Genomic DNA, 24,091 nt, shown 5'->3' on the forward strand with positions numbered 1-24,091 from the left:
CGGCCCAAAAACAAAAAGCCCGCCGAAGCGGGCTTTTTGCAGGGCATTAACGCTTGCTGAACTGCTTGCGACGACGCGCCTTGCGGAAGCCGACCTTCTTACGTTCGACTTCACGGGCATCGCGCGTGACGAAGCCAGCTTGCGACAGCGAGGGCTTCAGCGTGGCGTCGTAATCGATCAGGGCACGCGTGATGCCGTGACGGATTGCGCCGGCTTGGCCGGTTTCGCCGCCGCCGTGCACGTTGACCTTGATGTCAAACGATTCCAGGTGGCCGGTCAGTTCCAGCGGCTGGCGCACGACCATGCGGCCGGTTTCACGAGCGAAGAACTCGTCGACGGGCTTGCCGTTGACGACGATCTTGCCAGTGCCCTTCTTGATGAAAACGCGAGCCACCGAAGTTTTGCGACGGCCGGTTCCGTAATTCCAGTTACCGATCATGGCGTTTCCTTAGAGATCCAGCGTCTTGGGCTGCTGGGCGGTATGCGGGTGCTCGGCACCGGCATAGACCTTAAGCTTCTTGATCATGGCGTAGCCCAGAGGACCCTTGGGCAGCATGCCCTTGACAGCCTTCTGAATGGCACGGCCGGGAAAACGCTCTTGCATTTTCTCGAAGTTCGTTTCACGGATACCGCCCGGGTACGTCGTGTGGCGGAAGTACTTCTTATCCTTCGCCTTGGCACCGGTAACAACGATATCGGACGCGTTGATGATGACGATGTAGTCACCGGTATCAACGTGAGGCGTGAATTCAGGTTTGTGCTTGCCACGCAGACGACGTGCGACTTCGCTGGCCACACGACCGAGGACTTTGCCCTTGGCGTCGATCACAAACCAGTCACGTTGGACTTCATGCGGCTTGGCCACAAAGGTCTTCATGATGGTTCCTAAGAATAAAAATTTGCTCTGGCCGGAACATCCCGCCAGTGTTCTTTCCCAAACTAGACCGCAAATTGCAGCCCCTGGGTTTCAGCCCCTGGCCTACAAATTCCAGCCCTTATCGCCCCCCGCCTAAGCGTTATGAATCCGCCCGTGCAAAGGTCAAAATGAGGGAAAGCCTGAAATTCTAACACGGATGCTCAAAAAATGGGCAAGCGGAAAGATTCCAGATGGCTTGCGGCTGACCGCCACAGGCGGCAGCCGCAAATCTATTCAAGGGGACAGATTAAGCCCCTGCCCGTTCAGGCGCCCAGATAGGCTTCCAGAACGCGGGGATGACCCAGCAGTTCGCGGCCGGTGCCCTTCAGCGCCAGGGCGCCGTTTTCGAGCACGTAGCCGTGCTGCGCGATCTTCAAGGCCTGACGCACGTTCTGTTCGACGAGGAACAGCGTGAGGCCGTCGGCGTTGATGGCGCGCAGCGAACGGAAGATTTCCTGGACCACGATCGGCGCCAAACCCATCGACGGCTCGTCCAGCAGCAACAGACGGGGCTTGGCCATCAAGGCGCGGCCGATGGCGAGCATCTGCTGTTCGCCCCCCGACAGGTTGCCGGCCATGCCGTTGATCCGCTCCTTCAGGCGCGGGAACAGGTTGAACACGTATTCCAGGTCGGTGGCGACGTTCTTCAGGCCGCGGCGGTAGGCGCCGAGTTCCAGGTTTTCCAGCACCGTCATGGTGGTGAGGATGGCCCGGCCTTCCGGCACCTGCACGATGCCGCGCGACACCAACTGGTTCGGCGCGAGGTTGGTGACGTCTTCACCCTCGAAGAGGATGCGGCCGCGCGCCTTGGGCAAGAGGCCCGACAGCGCCAGCAGCGTGGTCGACTTGCCGGCGCCGTTGGCGCCGACCAGGGCGGTGATTTCGTTGGCGTTCAGGTCCAGGTCGATGCCGCGCACGGCTTCGATGTGGCCGTAGTTGACCTCGAGTCCGCGGACTTCCAGCATGGCGCTCATTTGGCGGCCTCCGCTTGTTCGGTGTCTTCGTCGTCTTCGCGGCCCAGGTAGGCCTCGATGACCTGCTCGTTGTTGCGGATTTCCTCGGGACCGCCGCAGGCGATGATCTTGCCGAAGTTCAGCACCGCGATCCGTTCGCACAAGCCCATGACGAAGCGCATGTCGTGCTCGATCATGAGAATGGTGTAGCCGCGATCGCGGATCGCCAGGATCTCGCGCATCAGTTCGGCGCGTTCGCCGGTGTTCATGCCGGCGACGGGCTCGTCCAGCAGCAGCAGCTTGGGCTCGGTGGCCAGCGCGCGCGCCAGCTCCAGGCGGCGCTGCTCGCCGTAGGACAGGTTGTCGGCCAGATCGTTGGCCTTGTGATCCAGGCGCATCCACGTCAGCAGTTCGTGCGCGCGCTCACGGGCGCGCTGCTCGTGCTCGCGGTAGCCGGGCAGGCCCAGCAGGAGGCTGGGGAAACCGTAGTTCATGTGCCGGTAGGCGCCCACGACGACGTTTTCCAGCAGCGTCATCTCCTTGAAGAGGCGGATGTTCTGGAACGTGCGGGCAATGCCCATGCGCGTGATGCTGTGCGGCTTCTTGCGCAGGACGCTTTCGCCCTGGAACGTGATGGCGCCGCCGCTGGGCGGCAAGAGGCCGGTGATCAGGTTGAAGACCGTGGTCTTGCCGGCGCCGTTCGGGCCGATCAGGCCGAAGATGGCGCCTTCGGGCACGGACAGGCTGACGTCATGCAGCACATGCAGGCCGCCAAAGCTCTTGGAGACGGAGGACAGCTCAAGCATGACGCTTCCCTCCCTGGCGGCTTTGACGCATCCAGCGCTTGAAGCGCGCCGGATCCCAGATGCCTTGCGGCAGGAACAACACAATCACCACCAGGATCACTCCATTCGCGATCAGGCGCAGATCCGCAAATCCGCGCAGCAATTCGGGCAGCACCGTAATGATGAAGCTGCCGATCACGGGGCCGGCCAGGCCGCCGATGCCGCCGAGGATCGCCATCGTCAGGATTTCGACGCCGCGGTCGAAGCCGTATTCGTTGGGACCGATGAAGAACGTCAGGTGCGCGTTCAGTGCGCCGGCCAGGCCGGCGATCATCGCGCCGGCGACGAAGGCCAGCATCTTGTTCGAACGCACGTTGATGCCCATCAGGCCAGCCGCCGTCTCGTCGCCACGGATGGCGTCGAAGGAACGGCCGATCTTGGAAGCACGCACGCGCCACAGCACGAACAGCACGATGATGACGGACAGCAGCACGTGCCACCACTGCGTGAGCTGCGGAATGCCGTTCAGGCCCAGCGCGCCGCCCGTGAGGGACTCGGTGTTCAGGATGGTCACGCGGACCACTTCACCGAAGCCCAGGGTGGCCATTGCCAGGTAGACCCCGGACAGCCGCAACGTTGGCAGGCCGATCAAGGCCGCCACCAGCGCGGGCGCGGCCATGCCGCCAGCCAGCGCCACCGCGAACGGGGCGTCGTAATTCATGGTGAGCAGCGCGGCGGTGTAAGCCCCGATGCCCATGAAGGCGGCGTTGGCCATGGCCAGCATGCCGCAGGCCAGCGTCAGCCAGATGGAGAGGGCCAGGAGTGCATTGGTGCCAAGCGTCAGCACCAGGTTGCCGTAGATGGCCCAGAAATTTTCGAATCCGCTCATACCTTAAGCCTTGCGTTGAACCACTTTGCCGAACAGACCTTGCGGGCGGACCAGCAGGATCAGGAACAGCAGGCCGAAAGCCACCGCGTCGCGCATGGTGGAGCCGATGTAAGCCACGGACAGCACCTCGGCGAAGCCCAGGAAGAGACCGCCCAGCATGGCGCCGCGGATGTCCCCCATGCCGCCCAGGATGATGACCGCGATGCCCTTGTGCAGCATCGGTTGGCCCATCAGCGGGAACAGCGCGTTCGAGTACAAGCCGATCAGCACGCCGGCCACGCCGCCCAAGGCGGCCGCGGCGAACGAGGTGGTGATGAACAGCTTTTCGACGTTGATGCCCAGCAGCCAGGCCGCCTTGGGCGATTCGGCAATAGCGCGCAGCGCGCGGCCGAACTGCGTGCGGCGCATGACGTACATCAGCACGGCCATCAGTGCGAACGACAGGAAGATGATGCCCAGCTCGATGACGGTCAGATGCAGGCCGGCGACTTCGATGACTTCCTCGGGCACGGTGCCGTGCGGGAAGCGCAGGTTGCTGGCGCCAAAGATGCTTTGGGCGCCGTTGTTCAGGATGATGCCGACACCAATGGTGGCGATCATGGGAATCAGGTGGGGTGCGTTGCGCTTGCGCAGCGGCTTAAGGACCAGGTAGTCGATGATGACCCCGGTAAAGCCGGCGACGAAGAACGCGACCATCAGCGCGGCCCACAAGGGCAGGCTGAACTGCTGAACCACGACAAGTGCCGCGTAGGCGCCAACCATGAAGACGGCGCCATGCGCCAGGTTGATCACCCCGAGCACGCCGAAGATCAGCGTGAAGCCGAGCGCGAACAGTGCATACACACAGCCCAGCGACAAGGCATTGACGAATTGTTGTTCGAACATGATGGGACTTTCCAGATCTGAGAGGGCCACCTCGCCGTGCCCACAGCGAGGTCTTTTCTGCTTCCGGGGAAGCTTTCTACTTGGGACGGCCCTGCGATAAAAAGCGCCTTGCAGACGGCCGTGAGGCCATCCGCAAGGCGCATCCCCCCGCGCGGGGATGCGTACTGCTTACTTCTCGATGACGTACTTGCCGTCCTTGGTCACGCTGACGATCGGCGCCTGGTCGGCGTCGTAACCGGCCGGCTTGCCGGCGCGATCGTTGGCCTGGCGGAACTTGAACGGGCCGGTGGCGCCGGTCCAGGTCACGGCCGGCAGGGCGTCGCGCAGGGCAGCGCGATCCTTGGCCAGTTCGCCGGAGATCTTGGTGTTCTTCAGGGCCTGGGCGACGATGTACATGGCGTCATACGATTGCGCCGCGAACTGGTCGGGAGCATTCGTGAACTTGGCCTTGTAGGCGTCGATGAACTTGACGTTCTCGGGGGCCTTGTTCTCGATCGACCACGGGCTGCCGATCCAGAGATTGTTCGATGCGCCGCCGGGGGCCAGGTCGAAAATCTTGACCGAGTTCATGCCGTTGCCGCCGATGACCGGCACGTTCAGGCCAAGCTGGCGGGCCTGAACCATGATCGGGGCGCCTTCGGCCAGCAGTGCGGACAGCACGATGGCGTCGGGGTTGGTGCCCTTGATCTTGGTGAGCTGGGCCTTGAAGTCCACGTCGCCCTTGGCGAACGTTTCGGTCGTGGTGACCGGGATCTTCTGGTCTTCCAGGGCCTTCTTGAAGTTGTCGTAGCCGCTCTTGGTGAAGACGTCGTCGTTGCCGTAGAGCACCGCCACGTTCTTCAGGCCGGTCTTGGCCTTGACGGTGGAGATGGTGGCGGGCAGCACGTCGGCTTCGGTGACCGAGTTGCGGAACACGTAGTTGCCGATGGAAGTGATGCCGTCAGCGGTGTTGGAGGTGCCGAAGGCGACCGTCTTGGCGGCCTGGGCGACCGGATCGGCGGCCTGGGCGGAGTTCGACAGGGTGGGACCGAAGACCATCAGGACGTTGTCCTTGAAGATCAGCTTCTTGAAGACGTTGATGGCTTCTTCTTTCTTGCCTTGTTCGTCTTCGATCACCAGCACGATCTTGTTGCCGTTGATGCCGCCTGCGGCATTGATTTCGTCGGCGGCAAGCTGGAAACCGTTGCGGATCGACACGCCATACTGGGCGGCGCCGCCGGACAGGGCTTCAGCCACGCCCAGCTTGATGTCGGCAGCGTGGGCGGCCGGGACGATACCGGCGGCGATCAGCGCGGCCAGCAGCTTTTTGGTCTTGGATTGCATGGTTGTTACCACCTTAAAGTCTGTCTCGGAATATTGGTAATCCGGGCTGATGTAATCCTGCCGGATTGACGTCGATGCTGCCTAAAGGCCGCATGTATGCGCGTCAAGACCCGGGATATTACTCCTTTGTATCAGGCCGAAACTCGAATGCCGTTCAACAAAAGCCTCAAAACCGCCCATTTTTTTGTAAAAAACGTGTGGTTACTAGCACAAACCCTGAAACTCACCGAATGCCATTCGGCACCGGCTTCCTCCTAACTCCTGGCCGACAGCCCCACGCCCAGATATTGGCCGAACGCGCCCTCGGTCAGGCGAAACCACGGCATCTCGCTGTCGCGAAAGCCCATGTAACTATCATGCAATGCCTTGAATCTGGGGTCTTTGGCGCCCAAGTCCTTGTAGACCTGCTGCGATGCCTCAAAGGCTGCGTCCATGATCGACCGGGGAAAAGCGCGCACTTGCGCGCCATTCGTGGTCAGTTGCGCCAGCGCCTGGGGATTGAGGGCATCGTATCGGGCCGTCGCGGTGGTGTGCGCGGCTAGTGCGGCGGATTGCACGACGGCTTGATAGTGCTTGGGCAACTGGTTCCAGACCTCGTCGTTGATGTAGAGGGACAGCTGTTCACCGCCCGCCCACCACCCGGGTGCGTAGTAATACTTAGCTACTTTATTCAGCCCAAGCTTCGCGTCTTCATACGCGCCCGCCCCCGCAACAGCCTGCAGCCCATCTTTCTCGAAGGCCTCGGCCAGCTTGGCCAAGTCGACCTGCTGCGGCACGACGCCCAGACGGGACAGCACGTCGCCCGCCAATCCGCCGACCTGCATCTTCAGGTCTTTCAGGTCGCCGGTGCGCTTGATTTCCTTGACGTACCAGCCGCCCATCTGGGCGCCGGTATTGCCCAGCGGAAAGTTGATGATCTTTTCGGGCTTGAAGAGTTCGCGCGTCAGGCGCAGGCCGTCGCCTTCGCTCATCCAGGCGCTCATCTGGCGCGCGTTCAGGCCGAACGGCACCGCCGCGTCGAAGCTGAAGGCGGGATTCTTGGCGTAGTAGAGGCGCGAGGAGACGTGGCCGCATTCCACCTTCCTGGTGGACACGGCTTCCATCAGATCGGCGGCGGCAACGACTTCGCCGTCCGGAAAGTGGCGGATGTTGAACTTGCCGCCCGTGGATTCGGCAACGATCTTGCAGAAGTTTTCGGCGGCGCCGACGCGCAGGTCCAGGGCGCTGGGAAAGCCTGAAGACAGGCGCCAGTTGATCGAGGGCATGTCCTGGGCGAACGCGGGCGCGCTGACCGCGGCGCCAGCGACGGCGCCCAGGCTGGCGCGCTTCAGGAATGAACGTCGTTGCATCACTTTGCTCCTATACGGCAACACCCGGGACTTTGAGCAATACCCGCCGGATATTACACGGTGGCAATGACCGGAACGGCTAGAGGAAATCCCGAGCGTAAAGGGATTGCAAAGCGGGCAAATAGAGGGAACCGGCGGCGCCTTGGCCGCCGCCGGTCCGCGGGATCAGGTCCCGGCGATCGCCATCTGCTCGATGAGGATCGAGCCCGTGGTCTTGGTGCCGCGCGAAATGGTGTCGGCGCCGACCGCGACGATCTGCTGGAACATGTCGGCCAGGTTGCCGGCGATGGTGACTTCCTGCACCGCGTGCTGGATCTGGCCGTTTTCGACCCAATAGCCGAAGGCGCCGCGCGAGTAGTCGCCCGTCACGTAATTGACACCCTGCCCGATCAGTTCGGTCACGAGAAAGCCCGTGCCCAGCTTCTTGAGCATGGCTTCGAAGTCGTCGCCGCGGCGGGTCTGCGTGGAGCTGAACACCAGATTGTGCGAGCCGCCGGCGTTGCCGGTGGTGGTCATGCCCAGCTTGCGGGCGGTGTAGGACGACAGGAAATAGCCTTCGAGCACGCCATCCGACACCACGTTGCGGCGGCGCGTGCGCACGCCCTCGTCGTCGAACGGCGAGCTGCCCATGGCGCCGCGGATATGCGGGTCTTCGACCAGGTTGATGTGCTTGGGAAAGAGCGGCTTGCCCAGCGAATCCACCAGGAAGCTCGCCTTGCGGTACAGGGCGCCGCCGTTGACGGCCTGGGTCAGTGCGCCGACCAGGCCAAGCGCCAGCGGCGCCTCGAAGAGGACCGGGAACTTGCCGGTGCGCACGCGGCGGGCCGACAGGCGCGACAGCGTGCGTTCGGCGGCATAGCGGCCGATGGCCTCGGGCGAGGCCATCTTGGCGGGATCGCGCTCGGACGTGTACCAGTAGTCGCGCTGCATGCCATTGCCGCGGCCCGCGATGGGCGCCACGGACAGGCTGTGGCGCGAATACGGGTATCCGCCCAGAAAGCCGCGCGTGTTGCCCATCACGAACTGGCCTTCGTACGTGCCGACCGAGGCGCCGTCGGTGTTGGTGATGCGCGGATCAACCTCGCGGGCGGCGCGCTCGGCGCGCAGCGCCAGTTCGGCCGCTTCCTCGGTGGAGACGGTCCAGGCGCGGTGCAGGTCCAGGTCGGGGAATTCGGTGGCCAGCTGGTCGGCGTCGGGCAGGCCGGCGGCCGGGTCGGCGGCGGTATGGCGGGCGATGTGCCAGGCAGCTTCGACCGTCTGGCGCAGGGCGGCTTCGGAAAAGTCGGACGTCGACGCGGAGCCGCGGCTTTGCCCGGCGTAGACCGTCAGGTCCAGCGCCCGGTCGCGCGTTTGCTCAACGGTTTCGATGTCGTTCTTGCGGACCGAGACGGACAGTCCCAGGCTTTCGGAAACTTCCGCGGCGGCGTCGGAGGCGCCAATCTGGCGCGCGTAGGCCAGGGTTTGCTCGACAAGTTCGGAAAAACGCGCGTGATTCGCCGCCAGCGGCAAGGATGAGGAGGTTTTAACCATTGCAGTCCAATTTGCAGAGACGGTTATCATAGCCAAGTCTGTCATTGCGCAGTTTTCCATGAATTCCAATTCCCAAGAAGATTCCGTCGACGACGGTTACGACGAGAACGGCTACGACCGTCCCAGCAAGTCCCAGGTCAAGCGTGACATGCACGCCCTGCTGGACCTGGGTAAGCAGTTGATCGCGCTGTCGCCCGAACGTCTGAAGCAATTGCCGCTCGAAGAACGGCTGTACGAGGCCATCCGCATGGCCCAGCGCACCACTGGCCGCGAGGGTCTGCGGCGTCAGGTCCACTTCGTGGGCAAGCTGATGCGCGACGCGCCGGCCGATGTCATCCGCAAGCAGCTCGACGTCTGGGAGAACGGCTCCCGCGAGGAAACGGCCGCCATGCACCGTCTAGAGGGGCTGCGCGACCGCCTGCTCGATGACGACGACGCCCTGACCCGCCTCCTCAGCCTCAATCCGCAGGCCGACGTGCAGCAGTTGCGCACGCTGATCCGTGCCGCGCGCAAGGAAAAGCTGGCCAATGCATCGCTGCTGCAGGGCCAGGAGCCGCAGAAAAAGCACTACCGCGCGCTGTTCCAGGCGCTCAAGACCCTTACCCTCTGACCAGCCCGACCGCCCGTCCATGACCGCACCGACCGACCTGCTCGACTGCATCGAGATCGAGACCGCCCCCAATCCCACGCATGCCGTGATCTGGCTGCACGGCCTGGGCGCCGACGGCAACGATTTCGCGCCCATCGTGCCGGAACTGCGCCTGCCCGCCGGGCGCGGTGTGCGCTTCGTGTTCCCGAATGCGCCGGTTCAGCGGGTCACCATCAACAACGGCATGTCGATGCGCTCGTGGTACGACATCCTGGTGATGGATCTGGTGCGCGTGGAAGACGGCCGCGGCATCCGCGCCTCGGAAGCCGCCATCCACCAGTTGATCGCCCGCGAAAACGCGCGCGGCATCCCGACGTCAAACATCGTGCTGGCCGGGTTCTCGCAAGGCAGCGCCATGACCTTGCACACAGGCCTGCGCCTGAAAGAAAAACTGGCCGGAATGATGGCGCTGTCGGGCTATCTGCCGCTGCTGGACACGGCTGAGGCCGAGCGCCAGCCCGCCAACGATGCCACGCCGATCTTCATGGCCCATGGCCAGTACGATCCGGTGGTGTCGCTGGCGCGCGCCGAAGCGTCGCTGGCGGAATTGAAGCGGCTGGGCTATGACGTGCGCTGGCACACGTATCCGATGCCGCACTCGGTCTGCGCCGAGGAAGTGGCGGACATTTCGGACTTCCTGAACGAAGTGCTGGTCTAGGCAGCACGGGCCGGGAGCAATATCGGGCGGCGCGCAAGGCGCGGCTCGTGTTCCTGGCCGATGGGCGCGCAGCCCTGGCGCGCCTACGATGGATGAGCCGCCCGCAATGGCTCAAAGTTCCGAACGTCCCCAAAACGCCCCAAAACGTCATTTTGTATACCAACTGGTATTCCAGCGTCGCATTGTCGGGGCTTCGAAGGCGTGCGTCCATAGAGAAAAACGCCAATCGTAAAAGGCTTGTCGCCTGCCTGTCTTGAATATAGTATTCGATCCAAGCCTTACCGGCCCGGGCCAACTCTGTTCGGGCTTCCCTGTTGTTGCAGTCGATCCATCCCATTGGCCGTGTTGCGCCGATCCATTGGCGCATTCAAGACGCAGGAGAAAGTCCCGTGAAGACCTTGCCCTTGCCCCGCCTGGCAGGCGCGGCGCTGCTCGCGCTGCTCGCCCCTCTGGCCGCCCAGGCCGAAGCCCTGAACCCGCCCGTGAAGGTGCGCTACGAAGAAGTGGTGCGATCCATTCTGTATGTGCCGAAGTACGTCGCGCTATCGCAGGGGTACTTCAAGGACGCCGGGCTGGACGTGTCCATGAAGACCTCGCAAGGCACCGACAAGGGCATGACCGCCCTGCTGTCGGGCAGCGCGGACATCGTGCTGATCGGACCCGAGGCGTCCATTTACGTGCAGAACAGCGAATCGCCGGTCAAGCCCAAGATCTTTGCCGGCTTGACCGCCACCGACGGCTTTTTCCTCTTGGCGCGCAAGCCGGTCGACAAGTTCGACTGGTCCATGCTCAAGGGCAAGGAAGTCATCGGCTTTCGCCCCGGATCGAATCCCATCGTGTTCCTGGAGACCGCGCTGCGCAAGCACGGCCTGGATCCCCAGAAAGACGTGAAGCTGCTCAACAACATCGGCATCCCGGCGCGCGCCGGCGCCTGGATGGCGGGCCAGGGCGAGTACGGCATCTTCCTGGAGCCCGAGGCCGGCGAGCTGGTACGCAACGGCAAGGGGCACATCGTCGCGTCCGTCGGGCATGAAGTCGGGCAGGTGGACTACACAGTCTTCACCGCCACCGACAAATATATCCGCGACAATCCCAAGGTCATCCAGGCCTGGACCGACGTGGTGGCGCGCGCCGAGAAATACGTGAAGGACACGCCCGCGGCCACGCTGGCCCCGCAGATCATGACCTTCTTTCCCGGCATGGACCAGGCCGCGGTGACCGAGGCGATCGAGCGCTACAAGCAATATCAGATCTGGAAGACCACGCCGCTGGTGACGGCGCAGGCAATGTCGCAATTGCAGGACATGCTGGTCGCCAGCGCCGTGATGAAGGACAGCGCCCGCGTGAAGTACGAGGACGTGGTGATCGCCGACTTTGCCAAGAAGGCGCAATGATGGGCGCCGCCATCCACAACCTGAAGCCGGCGCCCGCCACGGCCAAGATCGAGCTGCGCGAGGTCTGTCTTTCCTACTTCACGCCGGAGGGCGAGACCGAGGCGCTGTCGAACGTCTCGTTCAGCCTGGCGCCGGGCGAGTTCGTCAGCCTGATCGGGCAAAGCGGCTGCGGCAAGAGCACGCTGCTGTCGTTGATCGCCGGCCTGATTCCGCCAACCTCGGGTGCGGTGCTGGTCGACGGGCAGGCGGTGACCAAGCCAAACGCCCGCATCGGCTACATGCTGCAGCAGGACTACCTGTTCGAGTGGCGCACCATCCTGGACAACGTGATGCTGGGCGCCGAGATCCAGGGGCGGCGTGACGCGCGCAGCGAGGCGCGCGCCGTGCACCTGCTTGAAAAATGCGGCCTGGGCGCGTTCCTGTCGCATACACCCCGGCAGTTGTCGGGCGGGATGCGGCAACGCGCGGCGCTGGCGCGCACGCTGGTGACTGAACCCGATGTGATCCTGCTGGACGAACCGTTTTCCGCGCTGGATTCGCAGACCCGGCTGGCGATCTCCGACGAAGTCGTGGACATCCTGCGGCGCGAAGGCAAGACGGTGGTGCTGGTGACGCACGACATCGGCGAGGCCATCGCAATGACCGACCGCGTGATCGTGCTGTCGCGCCGGCCGGGACGCCTGAAGAGCCAGTACCGCATCCATTACGGCGACGGTCAGGTCCGCCCCACGCCTTTCCAGGCGCGCTCGCGTCCGGAGTTCAACACCTACTTCAAACAGCTCTGGGACGAGCTGGATGTTCACGTGGAGGGCTGACCCATGAACGCGCCGATTGCCAATACCGTTGCGCTGCGCGCCGTACCCGGCCCCAGCGAGAAATACCTGAACTACCTGCGCCGCGACCGCGCCCGCCGCCGCAATATCCGCGTGGCCCAGGCGCTGCTGCTGGCGGTCTTTCTATGCGCGTGGGAAATCCTGCCGCGCATGCACATCCTCAATCCGCTGCTCACCAGCTATCCCAGCGCGCTGTGGCCCACGTTCCTCGAACTGTGGAACCACGGCAGCCTGGGCAAGCACATCATGACGACGCTGTCGGCGACGCTGGTCGGCTTTGTGCTCAGCATGGGAATCGGGATCGTGGTGGCGGCCGCGCTGTGGTGGTCGGACTTTCTGTACAAGGTGCTGGACCCCTTCCTGGTCGTGGCGAACGCCATGCCCAAGATCGCATTCGTGCCGATCTTCTATCTGTGGCTGGGGTCGGACTATGCGGTGTACGGCATGGCGGTCGCGATTGCGGTGTTCGTGACCATCATGGTGGTGTATGCGGGATTCCGCGGCATCGACCTGAACAAGGTGAAGCTTGCCCACACGTTTGGCGCCAGCCGCTGGCAGGTGCTGACCAAGGTCGTGCTGCCGGGCAGCGTGCCCACGCTGATCGCCGCCGTGAAGATGAACATCGGCCTGGCGCTGGTCGGCGTGATCGTGGGCGAATTCCAGTCGGCGGATTCGGGACTGGGCTTTCTCATCATGAACGGCAGCCAGGTGTTCAAGCTGAACATCGTCATGACCGCCATCGTGATGCTGGCGCTGATCTCCAGCGTCATGTATCTCATCATCTACCGCGTCGAGTCCGCCGTGGCGCGGCGATACGGCTAAGGAGGCAGCATGGAATTCCCCCAATGGGTGAAGGATCGCGTCGTGGCTCGCCAAGGCTGCCTGCATCCCTATGACGAACTGCCAGGCGCGCGCACGGCGGTGGTGGTCATCGACATGCAGCAGTATTTCCTGATGCCGGGCTACCAGGGCGAATGCGCCCCCGCGCGTCAGATCATCGAACCCATCAACCGCCTGTGCAGCGCGGTGCGCGATGCGGGCGGGGTCGTGGTGTGGGTGCAGACGGCGTCGGACAACGCGGACGTGTTCTGGTCGCATCACCACGGTGTGATGCTGACGCCCGAGCGCAGCGCCCGCCGCCTGGAGACGCTGCGGCGCGATTCGCCGGGCTTCGCGCTGCACCCGGACCTGCACGCGCAGGCTACCGACCTGCGCGTGGTCAAGCGCTTTTACAGCGCCATGGCGCCGGGTTCGTCGGAACTGGAGCCGCTGCTGCGCGGCCTGGGCGTGGATACGCTGCTGATATCCGGCACCGTCACCAACGTGTGCTGCGAATCCACCGCGCGCGACGCGATGATGCGGGACTTCCGCACCATCATGGTCGACGATGCGCTGGCGGCCGTGACGCCGGCCGAGCACGAAAACGCGCTGCATGGCTGGATGCTGTTCTTTGGCGACGTGCTGTCGGTGGACGAAGCGGCCGCGCGGCTTAAACCGGCGCAGCCGTCCCGCAGGACCGCCTGAAGCATCCCGCCTCGTCTCACCCCAGGTCCAGCCAGACCCGGCGCATCGTCGGATCCTCGGGGTCGCGGTCGTTGGTGAAGCCCAGGCTGGTCATCAGCGCCAGCATGGGCCGGTTGGTCGACAGCACCAGGCCGTCGATGTATTCCAGGCCCTGCTCGCGCGCGGCGTCGATCAGCGCGGTCATGAGCTGACGTCCCAACCCGCGCCGCTGCCAGTCGTCGCCGATCACCAGCGCGTATTCGGCGCCTCGTCCGTCGGGGTTGCGAAGGTAGTGGGCAAAGCCCACCAGCACCTCGCGCGGATGGCCGCGATTGGCGGGATTGGGCACCTGCGTCGCCGCCACCAGCGCGAGCTCGCGGTGATAGTCCACCTGCGTGTAGCGCGACACCATGCGCGGCGTCAGTTCGCGCATCATCGACACGAACCGCATGTAGCGCGACCGCTCCGACAGACCGCGGATGAATTCCTGCAGCGCCTCGCCGTCTTCGGGACGGATCGGGCGCAGCACCCATGGGATGCCGTCATCGAAACGACGCACCTGCACCAGCCGCGCCGGATACGGATGGATCGCCATGTGCGGGTAGCCGGTGGTCTGCGGCGACGCGCAGCCGGGCGTTTCGGTCAGCGTCATGCGCAGGCCGCCGGCGCGCAGATGCGTTTCGCCGGCATAGAGCGGATCGATGTCCAGGGATTCGATGTCGGGCAATTCCGACACCAGTTCGGACACCAGCACCAATGCCTGCTGCAGCGCCTCGGCGGCCAGATGGCCGACCCGGGGAGCCAGCACCCGGCGCCACAGCCGGCTGCGTTCGATGAGCTGGCGCGCCAGATAGCCGTTCAGCGGCGGCAGGTCCATGCCGCGCTCGGCCAGCGACAGCACCGCGTCCGGCCCGCCCGCGCCAAAGCGGATCACGGGGCCGAACTGCGGATCGCGCCGCACGCGGATCGCCATGGGCCGGGACTCGGCCTCGCCCGACGCGGATGGCACAGCGGCATCCGACAGCGGCACATAGAACAACGACAGCAACGTGCGGATCTCGGCGGTGTTCAGTTCGCGCCGGCAATCGGCACGCACGCGCGCAACGATCTCGCGCGCGGCCGCCAGATCCGGCACATGGCTGGCGGGTTCGGGCGGCTGCGTCTGCAACAGCAATTGCTGGTTGTAGTGGTGCGACGCCAGCACGCCGAAAGCGTCCGCGGCCGACTCGGGCGTGCGGAACGCCGACGTGCCCGCATCGTCCAGCATGCGCCGCAACGGTCGCATGCCGGCATCGCCCATGAAGCAGGTCACCACGGGTTTCTTGGCCGACGGCGCGATCTGCGCCAGTTCGCGCGCCACCGCAGGCATGTCGGCCAGGGCATCGGGCGCCAGCAGCACCAGCACGCCGTCGACGCCGGCGTCGTCCAGGACGGCTTCGAGCATGGCGCGGATGCGCTCGGGCGTCATCGGCAGATAGGTGATGACGGGGTTGGCGGTGCCGGCGTCGGGCTCCAGCATCTCGGCCAGCGCGCGCTGCGTGGCGGGCGTCAGGTCGGCGCGCAGCACGGCGGCGTCGGGGCCGATCAGGTCCATGGCGAGCTGCGGAGGGCCGCTGCCGTTGGAGATCAGCGCCACGCGGCGGCCCTTGGGGCGGCGCGTGTAGCCCAGCACTTTGACGGCCGAGAAGAGCTGCACGAAGTAGCGCACGCGCACGGCGCCGGCCCGGCGCAGGGCCGCGTCGAAGATGGCGTCGCTGCTGTCGGCATCTGAGCGGCCGGCCTTGAGCACGATGACCGGCTTGATGCTGGCTGCGGCCCGCAGGGTGCTCATGAATTCGCGGGCGGGCCCGACATCTTCCAGGTAGAGGACGATACTGTCCGTGCGCGGATCGCTGGCCAGGTAATCCAGCAGCTTGGGCAGGCCCACGACGGCTTCGTCGCCCAGCGACACGGCGGTGGAAAAGCCGATGTGCACGTCCTCGGCCCAGTCCATGACTGCGGCCATGATGGAGCGCGACTGCGCCACCAGCGCCACGCGGCCGGCGCGGGCCAGCACCGGGTGCTGGCTGAAATTCAGGCCCGCGTGCGGCCGCTGCGCCCCAAAGGAGCGCGGGCCCAGCAGTTCGCAGCGGTTTTCCTCGGCCCAGGCCCGGCACAGCGCCAACGTGCCACGCGGGTACGGGTCGGGCAGTTCGTGGGGCAGCAGGATCACGGCGCGAGGCGACAGCGGCGCCAGGCGGCGCAGCGTTTCCGGCAGCACGGCGGGCGACACGCAAACCAGGGCCAGATCAGGCCGATCGCCCGCGGCCAGGCCTTCGAGCTTGTCCGGCAGGCAGGGCGCGGCGCCGGGTTCGACGGCGACAACCGTGGTCTTTGCCTTCAGGGCGGGAGACAGGGAACTTGCAGCGGGCAGCGGGCGGTCGGCCACGATCACCAGCGAGGCAGGTTCGAACATCGGCGCAAGAGCGTGTCTCAACATAGGGAGGTCGGGCCAGGGCCTGTTCACACTAATCTAAAATAGCGTTCATCGTATCAAGACAAGCCCGCTGTCCGCTTGATGAGGACACTGCCCGACGCCGCTTTGTGGCGCCGCAGCCGCTAACACTGCCACCTATGACTTCCAACGCCACTACTCCCATTCGCACCCGCTTCGCGCCTTCGCCCACCGGTTTCCTGCATTTGGGCGGCGCGCGCACCGCGCTGTTCTCCTGGGCCTTCGCGCGCCATCATCAGGGCACCTTCGTGCTGCGCATCGAGGACACGGACGTCGAGCGGTCCACCCCGGAAGCGGTGCAGGCCATTCTGGACAGCATGGAATGGCTGGGCATGCAGCCCGACGAAGGCCCCTTCTACCAGATGCAGCGCATGGACCGGTACCGCGAAGTCGTGGCCCAGATGCTGGCCGCCGGCACCGCCTACCACTGCTACAGCTCGCCCGAGGAAGTCGAAGCGATGCGCGAGGCTGCCCGCGCCCGCGGCGACAAGCCGCGTTATGACGGCACCTGGCGCCCGGAACCCGGCAAGACGCTGCCCGCCATCCCCGAAGGCCGCAAGCCCGTCGTGCGCTTCAAGAATCCGCAGGACGGCGCCACGGCCTGGAACGACATGGTCAAGGGCACGATCAGCTTCGACAACACCGAACTCGACGACCTGATCATCGCGCGCCCGGACGGCACGCCCACCTACAACTTCTGCGTCGTGGTCGACGACTGGGACATGGGCATCACGCACGTGCTGCGCGGCGATGACCACGTCAACAACACGCCCCGTCAGATCAACATTCTGCGCGCGCTGGGCGCCACCCTGCCCGAGTACGGCCACGTGCCGATGATCCTGGGTCCGGACGGCGAAAAGCTGTCCAAGCGCCACGGCGCGGTCAACGTCATGGAGTACGACAACGAGGGCTACCTGCCCGAGGCCATGATCAACTACCTGGCCCGCCTGGGCTGGAGCCACGGCGACGACGAACTCTTCTCGCGCGATCAGCTCGTGTCGTGGTTCGACACCAAGCACCTGTCCAAGTCCGCGTCCCAGTGGGATCCCAAGAAGCTGAACTGGGTCAACGCCCACTACATCAAGCAGATGGACAACGCCGAACTGGCCGAGCGCGTGGCCACGCGCGTCGCGTCGCGCGGCGGCTTTCCCGAGAAGATCGACCTGCCGGGCGTCATGGGCCTCTTGAAGGACCGCGCTGAAACGCTGGAGCAACTGGCCGACGGCGCCATGCTGTTCTGCGGCGAGTTCAAGGGCGCGCCGGCCGACCTGGCCGAACAGCACCTGACCGCACCGGCTCGCGAGGCGCTGGCCGACTTCGCGCAGCGCGCGCAGGATGCGGAATGGACGCGCGAAGCGCTGTCCGCGCTGATCAAAGGCGTACTGGCCGACCGCGGGCTGAAGATGCCGCAACTGGCCATCCCGCTGCGCGTGGCGGTCACCGGGCAGACGCAAACGCCTGCGGTGGATGCGGTGCTGGCGCTGCTGGGCAAGGAAACGGTGCTCAAGCGGCTGTCGGCGATCTGAACCCGGGTGTCAGACATGCCCACTACCCAGGTGTCTGACATGCCCAATACCCAGGTGTCTGACATGCCCAATACCCAGGTGTCTGACACCCTTGAGATAAATCGCCGCGCACCCGCGACGGCCTACGCAGGGTGTCTGACACCTGCATAATCCAAGGGTGTCTGACACCTGCATAATCCAAGGGTGTCAGACACCCACCTAAACAAAGGGCCTTCTCATCCCGGGATGAAAAGGCCCTTCTGCTTTCAGTCTGGCGTGGCACGAAGTCGCCTCACCCCTGCTGCAAGGCCGCCCTCGCCTTCAGCGCCCGGGCGAAGAACGCCCCCAGCAGCGGCAACAGCACAGCCGAGCCGCCGAACAACGCGCCCGGTCCGATCTCGTCTACCACCGCCCCCGCCAGCGCCACCCCCGCCGCCTGTCCCATGAACAGGCACGACGCGAACCACGCAACCGCCGTGCCGCGCGCCGACGGCACCATCTGCGTTGCGTTCGTCTGCAGCGTCGCGTGCAGCAGGTAATACCCAAAACCCGCCAGGACGCTGGCCAACAGGCTCCACATCCACACCGGCCCCAACAGGTACGACAGGAACGCCACGCCCAGCACCAATCCACCCGCAACAGCCAGACCGCGCTCGCCGAGCCGCTTGAGGATGCGCCCCGCGACCACCGTGTAGATCAGCCCGCCCACCGCGTACACGGCGACCAGCGCGCCGGCGGCAGTCAGCGAGATGTCGAATCGCTCGTGCAGGTACGAGGGCGCAAAAGCCAGCGCGCCAAACACCAGCAGCCCTTCGATGAACACCGTCGCCAGCACCACGCGCGCCCACGGGGCGCTGAGCACCAGCCGCGCCTGCGCGATGAAGCCCTGCCGGGGCGCGCTGGGATCGACCTGCGCAAAGCCGGCCGCGCGCTGGCGCCGCACTTCCAGATGCAGCAGCACGCCCACGATCAGATAACCCGCCACGAGCGCGGCGAAGGCCCAGCGCCAGCCGACGGTGTCGGCGAACAGGCCGCCCGCAAGCTGGCCGGCGGACATGCCGAGGATGGTGCCGGTCAGAAAGCGCGCCAGCGTCGCCTGCCGGCGCTCGTAGGGGACGTTGTCGCCGATCCAGGCCATGGACAGCGGCACGATGCCCGCGCCCGCGGCGCCCGACAAGGCGCGGCAGAACACCAGCATGTCGAGCGATCCGGCCATCACGGCGCCGGCGCTACCCAGCGCGCACGCCACGGTGGCGACGCTGACAACACGGTACTTGCCATAACGGTCGCCAACCGGACCGAAGAACATCTGCAGCACGCCATACGCCACGGCAAACGCCGTGACCGCTCGCGCAGCCTGTCCGGTGGTGGTGCCGAACTCCGCCGCCAATTGCGGCAGCATGGGATCACAGATACGGAAAGCGCTGGCGCTGACGAAGGCGGCCAGCGCCAGCAGCGCGATCGCGCGTGCTTCGGAGGACAGGGCGGGCATGGATAACCGGCGGCGGGGCGAAAGTCGAAGCCCGCACCTTACCGCAGCCCGGCCCGCTTGGCGAAACCGCCGGGCGAAGTGTCCGCCCGGCGCAACGCTCAATACGGGAGGCGATAGCCCGCCGGCATGCGGCGCGCGATGAGCTGCATGCCGCCGGTCTTGAGCTCGCGCAGCGACAACTTGGTCTTCTCGACCTTTTCGACGCGGTAGCGGTTCAGATAGATCGGATCGGTGGCATCCACCGGCTCGCCCGCCGATTTGGTGGTGCGCATCGTGTAAACGCCGTCTGCCACGCTCCAGCAGCCCGTCTCCCGCAGCGCGGGACGCGTCTTGCGGCCGATCTTGAGCAGGGATTCGTAGGACATCGTGCCGTCGGCCGACAGCACGATCAGCGACTGCATGTCGCCGGCCACATCGCGGGGACGCGAATTCGACAGCCAGGTGCCGATCATCGGATCACCGGCCTTGGCGGGCGTGCAGGCCACCGGCTTGGGCGCTTCCGCGGGCTCGGCCTCGGTAATGGCGGCGGGCTTCCTGGCGGCGCAACCGGCCAGGATCACGAGGGCGCAGGCAACGCCTGCCGTACGCAAAAACACACTGCTCATGACTTCCTCAAGACGTCCGCCGACGCGCCGCGCCGATCACACCGGCACGTCCCAGGCGCAGCGGACTTCACGCACTCTAAATAGGCGTCAGGGAAGAATCAACGGAGATCCGCGCGATGTGCAAATGCGCAACAGTGCGACCGCGAGCGCGCCTGGAATCCGCGCGGAAACCGCAAAAATGCGTTGGTTTCAAGCGACACCGCCCCTCTCTATATATAGAGCGCGTGCCGCGGCTTAGAGCGGCAACCGCTGTTCGTGCTTGATCTCGCGCAGCGCCACGATGGTGCGCGTCTGCCGTATGCCCGGCATGTTGAAAAGGAACCGGTGCAGGAAGCGGTCATAGGCTTCCGGGCTTTCCACCAGGATCTTCAACAGAAAATCCGAATCTCCGGTGACCGCATAGCACTCCAGGATTTCCGGCGCGTCACGCACCGACCGCTCGAAGTTCTCGACCGTGTTGGCCGAGTGCCGCTCCAGGCTGATCTGCGCAAACATGCAGCCCAGCCCCACCTTGCTGCGGTCGACCTGGGCGCTATAGCCCTGGATCACCCCGCTCGCCTCCATCGCTTTCACCCGCCGCCACACCGGCGCGGCGGACAGTCCCACCTTTTCGGAAAGCTGCTGCGCCGAGGCCCGGCCGTCCTCCTGCAGGGCCTTGAGGATGCCGATATCGGTCTTGTCCATTCGTTTGTCTCCTGGTTTTCTTCGAATACGAAATGTTCATTGCGAATTATAGGGATAGCACGATCCGAAAACGCAATAAACCTGATCCCTCGCGAACCTATCATGGTGCCAAATACGAGGAGCATTGACTATGGACGGTACCCCCGCCGCCGCACCCGAGCTGGACCTTGAGTATCAGCTGGCTGACAACCTGACGCGCGAGTCCGGCCGCATCTTCCTGACCGGCACGCAGTCCCTGGTTCGCATGATGCTCACGCAACGCCGGGTGGACCGCGAGCGCGGCCTGAACACCGCCGGCTTCGTGTCGGGATATCGCGGATCGCCGCTGGGCGGCGTGGACATGGCCATGTGGAAGGCGCAGAAGGCGCTGGACGCGAACCAGATCAGCTTCCTGCCAGGCATCAACGAAGACATGGCGGCGACCGCGGTCATGGGAACGCAGCAGGCGGGCGTACGCGACGACCGCAACGTCGATGGCGTGTTCGCCATGTGGTACGGCAAGGGCCCGGGCGTGGACCGAGCCGGCGACGCGCTACATCACGGCAATGCCGCGGGCGCCTCGCGCAACGGCGGCGTCCTGGTAGTGGTGGGCGACGACCACACCGCCGTGTCCTCCTCGATCCCGCACGCCAGCGAAGCCTCGCTGATCGGCTGGCAGATGCCCATCGTGCATCCGACGTCCATCGACGAATACGAGACCTTCGCGTTGTGGGGCTGGGCGCTGTCGCGTTATGCGGGCACGTGGGTCGCGTTCAAGGCAGTGTCCGAGACCATCGAAAGCGGCCACTCCTTCACCCCTGCCCCGATCCAGACCTACGACATGCCCGCGGACCCGGACATGCCGCCCGGCTCGCTTGAGTATTCGGCGCGCGACTTCCTGTCGCTGGCTGTCGAGACGCGCATGAACCTGCGCATGAAGGCGGTCGCCGCGTTCGCGCGCCGCCACAGCCTGGACAAGCTGACCTGTCCGGCGCCCAAGGCAACGGTGGGCATCGTCACGGTGGGCAAGGCGCACCTGGACACCATGGAAGCGCTGGCGCGGCTGGGCGTGGATACGGTCACGGCGAATGCGCCCGTGCGCATCTACAAGCCGGGTCTCACCTGGCCGATGGACACTGGCCGCCTGCTCGAATTCGCGCGCGGCCTGTCGCACATCCTGGTCGTCGAGGAAAAAGGCGCGGTGGTCGAAAGCCAGATCAAGGACATGCTGTTCAACCTGCCGGAGCGCCCGACGGTCGTAGGCAAGAAGGGGCTGGACGGCGAGCCGATGGTGCCGTCCGCCGGCCAACTGCGCCCGTCGCTGCTGGCCGCGCCGCTGGCCGGCTGGCTGTCGCGCGCCGCCGGCATGCCCATGGGCCGCGACCTGTCGGCCTTCGAATGTCAGGCCCCGCTGTCCAACGACGCAGACGGCATGCGCCGCCGCCCCTATTTCTGCTCGGGCTGTCCGCACAGTACCTCGACCAAGGTGCCCGAGGGCAGCCAGGCGCTGTCCGGCGTGGGCTGCCACTACATGGCTGCATGGATGGACCGCGACACGGGCGGCCTCACGCAGATGGGCGGCGAAGGCGTCGACTGGATCGGCCTGTCCCGCTATACGAAGATGCCGCACATCTTCCAGAACATGGGCGAAGGCACGTACTACCACTCGGGCTACCTGGCCATCCGCCAGGCCGTCGCGGCGCGCGCCAACATCACCTACAAGATCCTGTTCAACGATGCCGTGGCGATGACGGGCGGGCAGCCCGTGGACGGCCCCATCTCCGTGCCCCAGATCTGCCAGCAGCTGCGCGGCGAGAACGTGGCGCGCATCGTGGTCACCACCGACGAGCCCGAAAAATATCAGGGCGTGGACCTGGGCCCCGGCATCAAGGTCCACCACCGGCGCGAGCTGGACGCGCTTCAGCGCGAGTTGCGCGAAATCCCCGGTGTGACCGTGCTGATCCATGACCAGACCTGCGCCGCCGAAAAGCGCCGCCGCCGCAAGAAGAACCAGTTTCCGGATCCGGCGCGCCGCATGCTGATCAACAGCGCGGTGTGCGAAGGCTGCGGCGACTGCGGCGTGAAGTCGAACTGCCTGTCGGTCGTTCCGCTGGAAACGCCGTACGGCCGCAAGCGCGCGATCGATCAGTCGAGCTGCAACAAGGACTATTCCTGCGCGGAGGGCTTCTGCCCCAGTTTCGTGTCCGTGATGGGCGGCAAGCCCAGAAAGAGCGCCGCGCCGAAGGCCGACCAGGAGCGCTTGCAAGGCATGATTGCCGGCCTGCCGCAGCCCGATCTCCCCGCGCTGGACCATCCGTATCGCCTGCTGGTCGCCGGCATGGGCGGCACCGGCGTCATCACCATTGGCGCCATCGTGTCGATGGCCGCGCACCTGGAAGGCCTGTCGGCCGCGGTGCTGGACCTGACCGGACTGGCGCAGAAAGGCGGCACCGTCGTCAGCCACATCCGCTTGGCCCCCGCCGGCGCGACCGCCGGCCCCGTGCGTCTGGACTGGCAGCAGGCCGACTCGGCGATCCTGTGCGATCCGGTCGCTGCCGTGGCGCCCGATTCGCTCGGCGCCCTGCGCCGCGGCCACACCAAGGTCACGGTGAACACGTACGTGGCGCCCGTCTCCGACTTCACGCGCAATCCCGACGCCGCGATGCGCCCCGAGGCGCTGCTGGCCAAGATCAAGCATGCGGCCGGCGAGACGCACACGGCGGCGATCGACGCACACGCGGCGGCGCTGGCGCTGTTCGGCGACAGCATCCTGTCCAACATGTTCATGCTGGGCTATGCGTGGCAGCGCGGCGGCGTGCCGCTGTCGCAGGCCGCCATCTATCGCGCGATCGAGTTGAACGGCGTGGCGGTCGCGGCCAACCGCGCCGCGTTCGACAGCGGCCGGCTTGCCGCGCATCAACCCGACGCGCTGGAAGGCGCGCTGCGTCCGCGCGCCCAGGTCGTGCAGCTCCACGTCCCCGAAACGTTCGAACACGCCGTGGCGCGCCGCATCGAAGACCTGACGGCTTATCAGGATGCCGCGTACGCCCGCACCTACCAGCAGGTCGTCGACGCCGTCGCGGCGCGCGAACGGGAACTGGCGCCGGACGCCAAGACGCCCCGCCTGGCGATGGCGGTGGCGCGCGGTCTGTACAAGCTCATGGCCTACAAGGACGAGTACGAAGTGGCGCGCCTCTACACCGGCGACGCGTTCAAGGCGCAGCTCGAGGGACAGTTCGAGGGCGAGTACAGCCTGCGCTTTCACATGGCGCCGCCCATCTTCGCGCGCAAGGACCCGCGCACCGGCGTGCCCCGCAAGATGACGCTGGGTCCGCGCACGATGTCGGCACTGAAATTGCTGACGCGTTTGAAGGGCCTGCGCGGCACGTGGTTCGACCCATTTGGCCACACGGCCGAGCGCAAGATGGAACGGGCGCTGGTCCAGGAGTACCGCCGAACCATAGACCAGCTCGTTGAAGGGTTGACCTCGGACAACCACGCGCAAGCGGCTACAATCGCCGCCCTGGCAGAAAACATTCGCGGTTTTGGCCACGTTAAGACCGCGAATGTCGACAAGTATCGGACCGAATTGGCCCGACTCATGCAGAGCTATACAGCACCGGCTTCGCACGCCATCGCCTTGCGGAAAACCGCATAAACAGCCG

General features: G+C 65.4%; 21 protein-coding genes. 8 read left to right on the forward strand and 13 right to left on the reverse strand.

All coding sequences use genetic code 11. The features are described 5' to 3' along the window. Window positions 1-46: 46 nt before the first annotated feature. The 9 genes from rpsI to pmbA form a co-directional block, all read right to left on the reverse strand. Window positions 47-439: a 30S ribosomal protein S9 gene (gene rpsI / locus ASD71_RS13270; RefSeq protein WP_008163098.1), complete on the reverse strand. Its 393-nt coding sequence runs from the start codon at window positions 437-439 to the stop codon at window positions 47-49. Between the two features lie 9 nt (window positions 440-448). Continuing rightward, complete coding sequence (gene rplM / locus ASD71_RS13275; RefSeq protein ID WP_056564379.1) at window positions 449-877, reverse strand: 50S ribosomal protein L13; 429 nt, start codon at window positions 875-877, stop codon at window positions 449-451. Between the two features lie 302 nt (window positions 878-1,179). Next, window positions 1,180-1,890, reverse strand: a complete 711-nt coding sequence (locus ASD71_RS13280; protein ID WP_056564380.1) for an ABC transporter ATP-binding protein — start codon at window positions 1,888-1,890, stop codon at window positions 1,180-1,182. Further along, window positions 1,887-2,675, reverse strand: coding sequence for an ABC transporter ATP-binding protein (locus tag ASD71_RS13285; RefSeq protein ID WP_056564383.1), 789 nt, complete (start codon window positions 2,673-2,675; stop codon window positions 1,887-1,889). Before ASD71_RS13285 ends, ASD71_RS13280 begins: the two co-directional genes overlap by 4 nt. Next, window positions 2,668-3,543 carry a branched-chain amino acid ABC transporter permease gene (locus tag ASD71_RS13290; RefSeq protein ID WP_056564386.1) on the reverse strand — a complete coding sequence of 292 codons (876 nt, stop codon included), beginning with the start codon at window positions 3,541-3,543 and terminating at the stop codon, window positions 2,668-2,670. The genes ASD71_RS13285 and ASD71_RS13290 overlap by 8 nt, the downstream gene beginning before the upstream one ends. A gap of 3 nt (window positions 3,544-3,546) precedes the next feature. Further along, entirely contained in the window at window positions 3,547-4,428 is an 882-nt protein-coding gene (locus ASD71_RS13295) for a branched-chain amino acid ABC transporter permease (RefSeq protein WP_056564389.1), read from the reverse strand. A gap of 168 nt (window positions 4,429-4,596) precedes the next feature. After that, window positions 4,597-5,751: an ABC transporter substrate-binding protein gene (locus tag ASD71_RS13300; protein ID WP_056564393.1), complete on the reverse strand. Its 1,155-nt coding sequence runs from the start codon at window positions 5,749-5,751 to the stop codon at window positions 4,597-4,599. Window positions 5,752-6,005: 254 nt separating this feature from the next. Beyond that, window positions 6,006-7,100, reverse strand: a complete 1,095-nt coding sequence (locus tag ASD71_RS13305; protein WP_056564396.1) for a TRAP transporter substrate-binding protein — start codon at window positions 7,098-7,100, stop codon at window positions 6,006-6,008. 165 nt (window positions 7,101-7,265) lie between these two features. Beyond that, complete coding sequence (gene pmbA / locus ASD71_RS13310; protein ID WP_056564398.1) at window positions 7,266-8,630, reverse strand: metalloprotease PmbA; 1,365 nt, start codon at window positions 8,628-8,630, stop codon at window positions 7,266-7,268. A gap of 58 nt (window positions 8,631-8,688) precedes the next feature. Between pmbA and yjgA the strand changes: the two genes are divergently transcribed. From yjgA to ASD71_RS13340, 6 genes are all read left to right on the forward strand, one after another. Then, window positions 8,689-9,240, forward strand: coding sequence for a ribosome biogenesis factor YjgA (gene yjgA, locus ASD71_RS13315; RefSeq protein ID WP_056564400.1), 552 nt, complete (start codon window positions 8,689-8,691; stop codon window positions 9,238-9,240). Window positions 9,241-9,259: 19 nt separating this feature from the next. Then, a complete protein-coding gene (locus ASD71_RS13320) occupies window positions 9,260-9,937 on the forward strand; it encodes an alpha/beta hydrolase (protein ID WP_056564403.1) in 678 nt (225 codons plus the stop codon). A gap of 389 nt (window positions 9,938-10,326) precedes the next feature. After that, entirely contained in the window at window positions 10,327-11,331 is a 1,005-nt protein-coding gene (locus tag ASD71_RS13325) for an ABC transporter substrate-binding protein (RefSeq protein WP_056564406.1), read from the forward strand. Continuing rightward, entirely contained in the window at window positions 11,331-12,146 is an 816-nt protein-coding gene (locus ASD71_RS13330) for an ABC transporter ATP-binding protein (protein ID WP_056564409.1), read from the forward strand. Before ASD71_RS13325 ends, ASD71_RS13330 begins: the two co-directional genes overlap by 1 nt. Before the next feature lie 3 nt (window positions 12,147-12,149). Further along, window positions 12,150-12,986, forward strand: coding sequence for an ABC transporter permease (locus ASD71_RS13335; RefSeq protein ID WP_056564413.1), 837 nt, complete (start codon window positions 12,150-12,152; stop codon window positions 12,984-12,986). Window positions 12,987-12,995: 9 nt separating this feature from the next. Next, a complete protein-coding gene (locus ASD71_RS13340) occupies window positions 12,996-13,688 on the forward strand; it encodes an isochorismatase family cysteine hydrolase (RefSeq protein ID WP_056564416.1) in 693 nt (230 codons plus the stop codon). Window positions 13,689-13,704: 16 nt separating this feature from the next. On the opposite strand, the gene ASD71_RS13345 is transcribed toward ASD71_RS13340, so the two are convergent. Further along, entirely contained in the window at window positions 13,705-16,146 is a 2,442-nt protein-coding gene (locus ASD71_RS13345; RefSeq protein WP_056564420.1) for a GNAT family N-acetyltransferase, read from the reverse strand. Window positions 16,147-16,280: 134 nt separating this feature from the next. Between ASD71_RS13345 and gltX the strand changes: the two genes are divergently transcribed. After that, window positions 16,281-17,687 (forward strand): glutamate--tRNA ligase, encoded by a 1,407-nt coding sequence (gene gltX / locus ASD71_RS13350; protein ID WP_056564422.1) that lies wholly within the window; start codon window positions 16,281-16,283, stop codon window positions 17,685-17,687. Window positions 17,688-17,958: 271 nt separating this feature from the next. On the opposite strand, the gene ASD71_RS13355 is transcribed toward gltX, so the two are convergent. The 3 genes from ASD71_RS13355 to ASD71_RS13365 form a co-directional block, all read right to left on the reverse strand. After that, a complete protein-coding gene (locus tag ASD71_RS13355) occupies window positions 17,959-19,158 on the reverse strand; it encodes an MFS transporter (RefSeq protein WP_056564425.1) in 1,200 nt (399 codons plus the stop codon). 98 nt (window positions 19,159-19,256) lie between these two features. Then, window positions 19,257-19,763, reverse strand: a complete 507-nt coding sequence (locus ASD71_RS13360; protein ID WP_056564427.1) for a hypothetical protein — start codon at window positions 19,761-19,763, stop codon at window positions 19,257-19,259. Between the two features lie 234 nt (window positions 19,764-19,997). After that, the gene (locus ASD71_RS13365) at window positions 19,998-20,447 is read right to left on the reverse strand and encodes an Lrp/AsnC family transcriptional regulator (RefSeq protein WP_008159001.1); all 450 of its coding nucleotides are present in this window, start codon (window positions 20,445-20,447) and stop codon (window positions 19,998-20,000) included. Window positions 20,448-20,577: 130 nt separating this feature from the next. Here ASD71_RS13365 and ASD71_RS13370 point away from each other — a divergent pair, with 130 nt between their 5' ends. Next, window positions 20,578-24,084 (forward strand): indolepyruvate ferredoxin oxidoreductase family protein, encoded by a 3,507-nt coding sequence (locus ASD71_RS13370; protein WP_056564430.1) that lies wholly within the window; start codon window positions 20,578-20,580, stop codon window positions 24,082-24,084. The last annotated feature ends 7 nt before the right edge of the window (window positions 24,085-24,091 follow it).

The sequence above is a fragment of the Achromobacter sp. Root565 genome, from assembly GCF_001427425.1.
GTDB classification, from domain to species: Bacteria; Pseudomonadota; Gammaproteobacteria; order Burkholderiales; family Burkholderiaceae_B; genus Achromobacter; species Achromobacter spanius_D.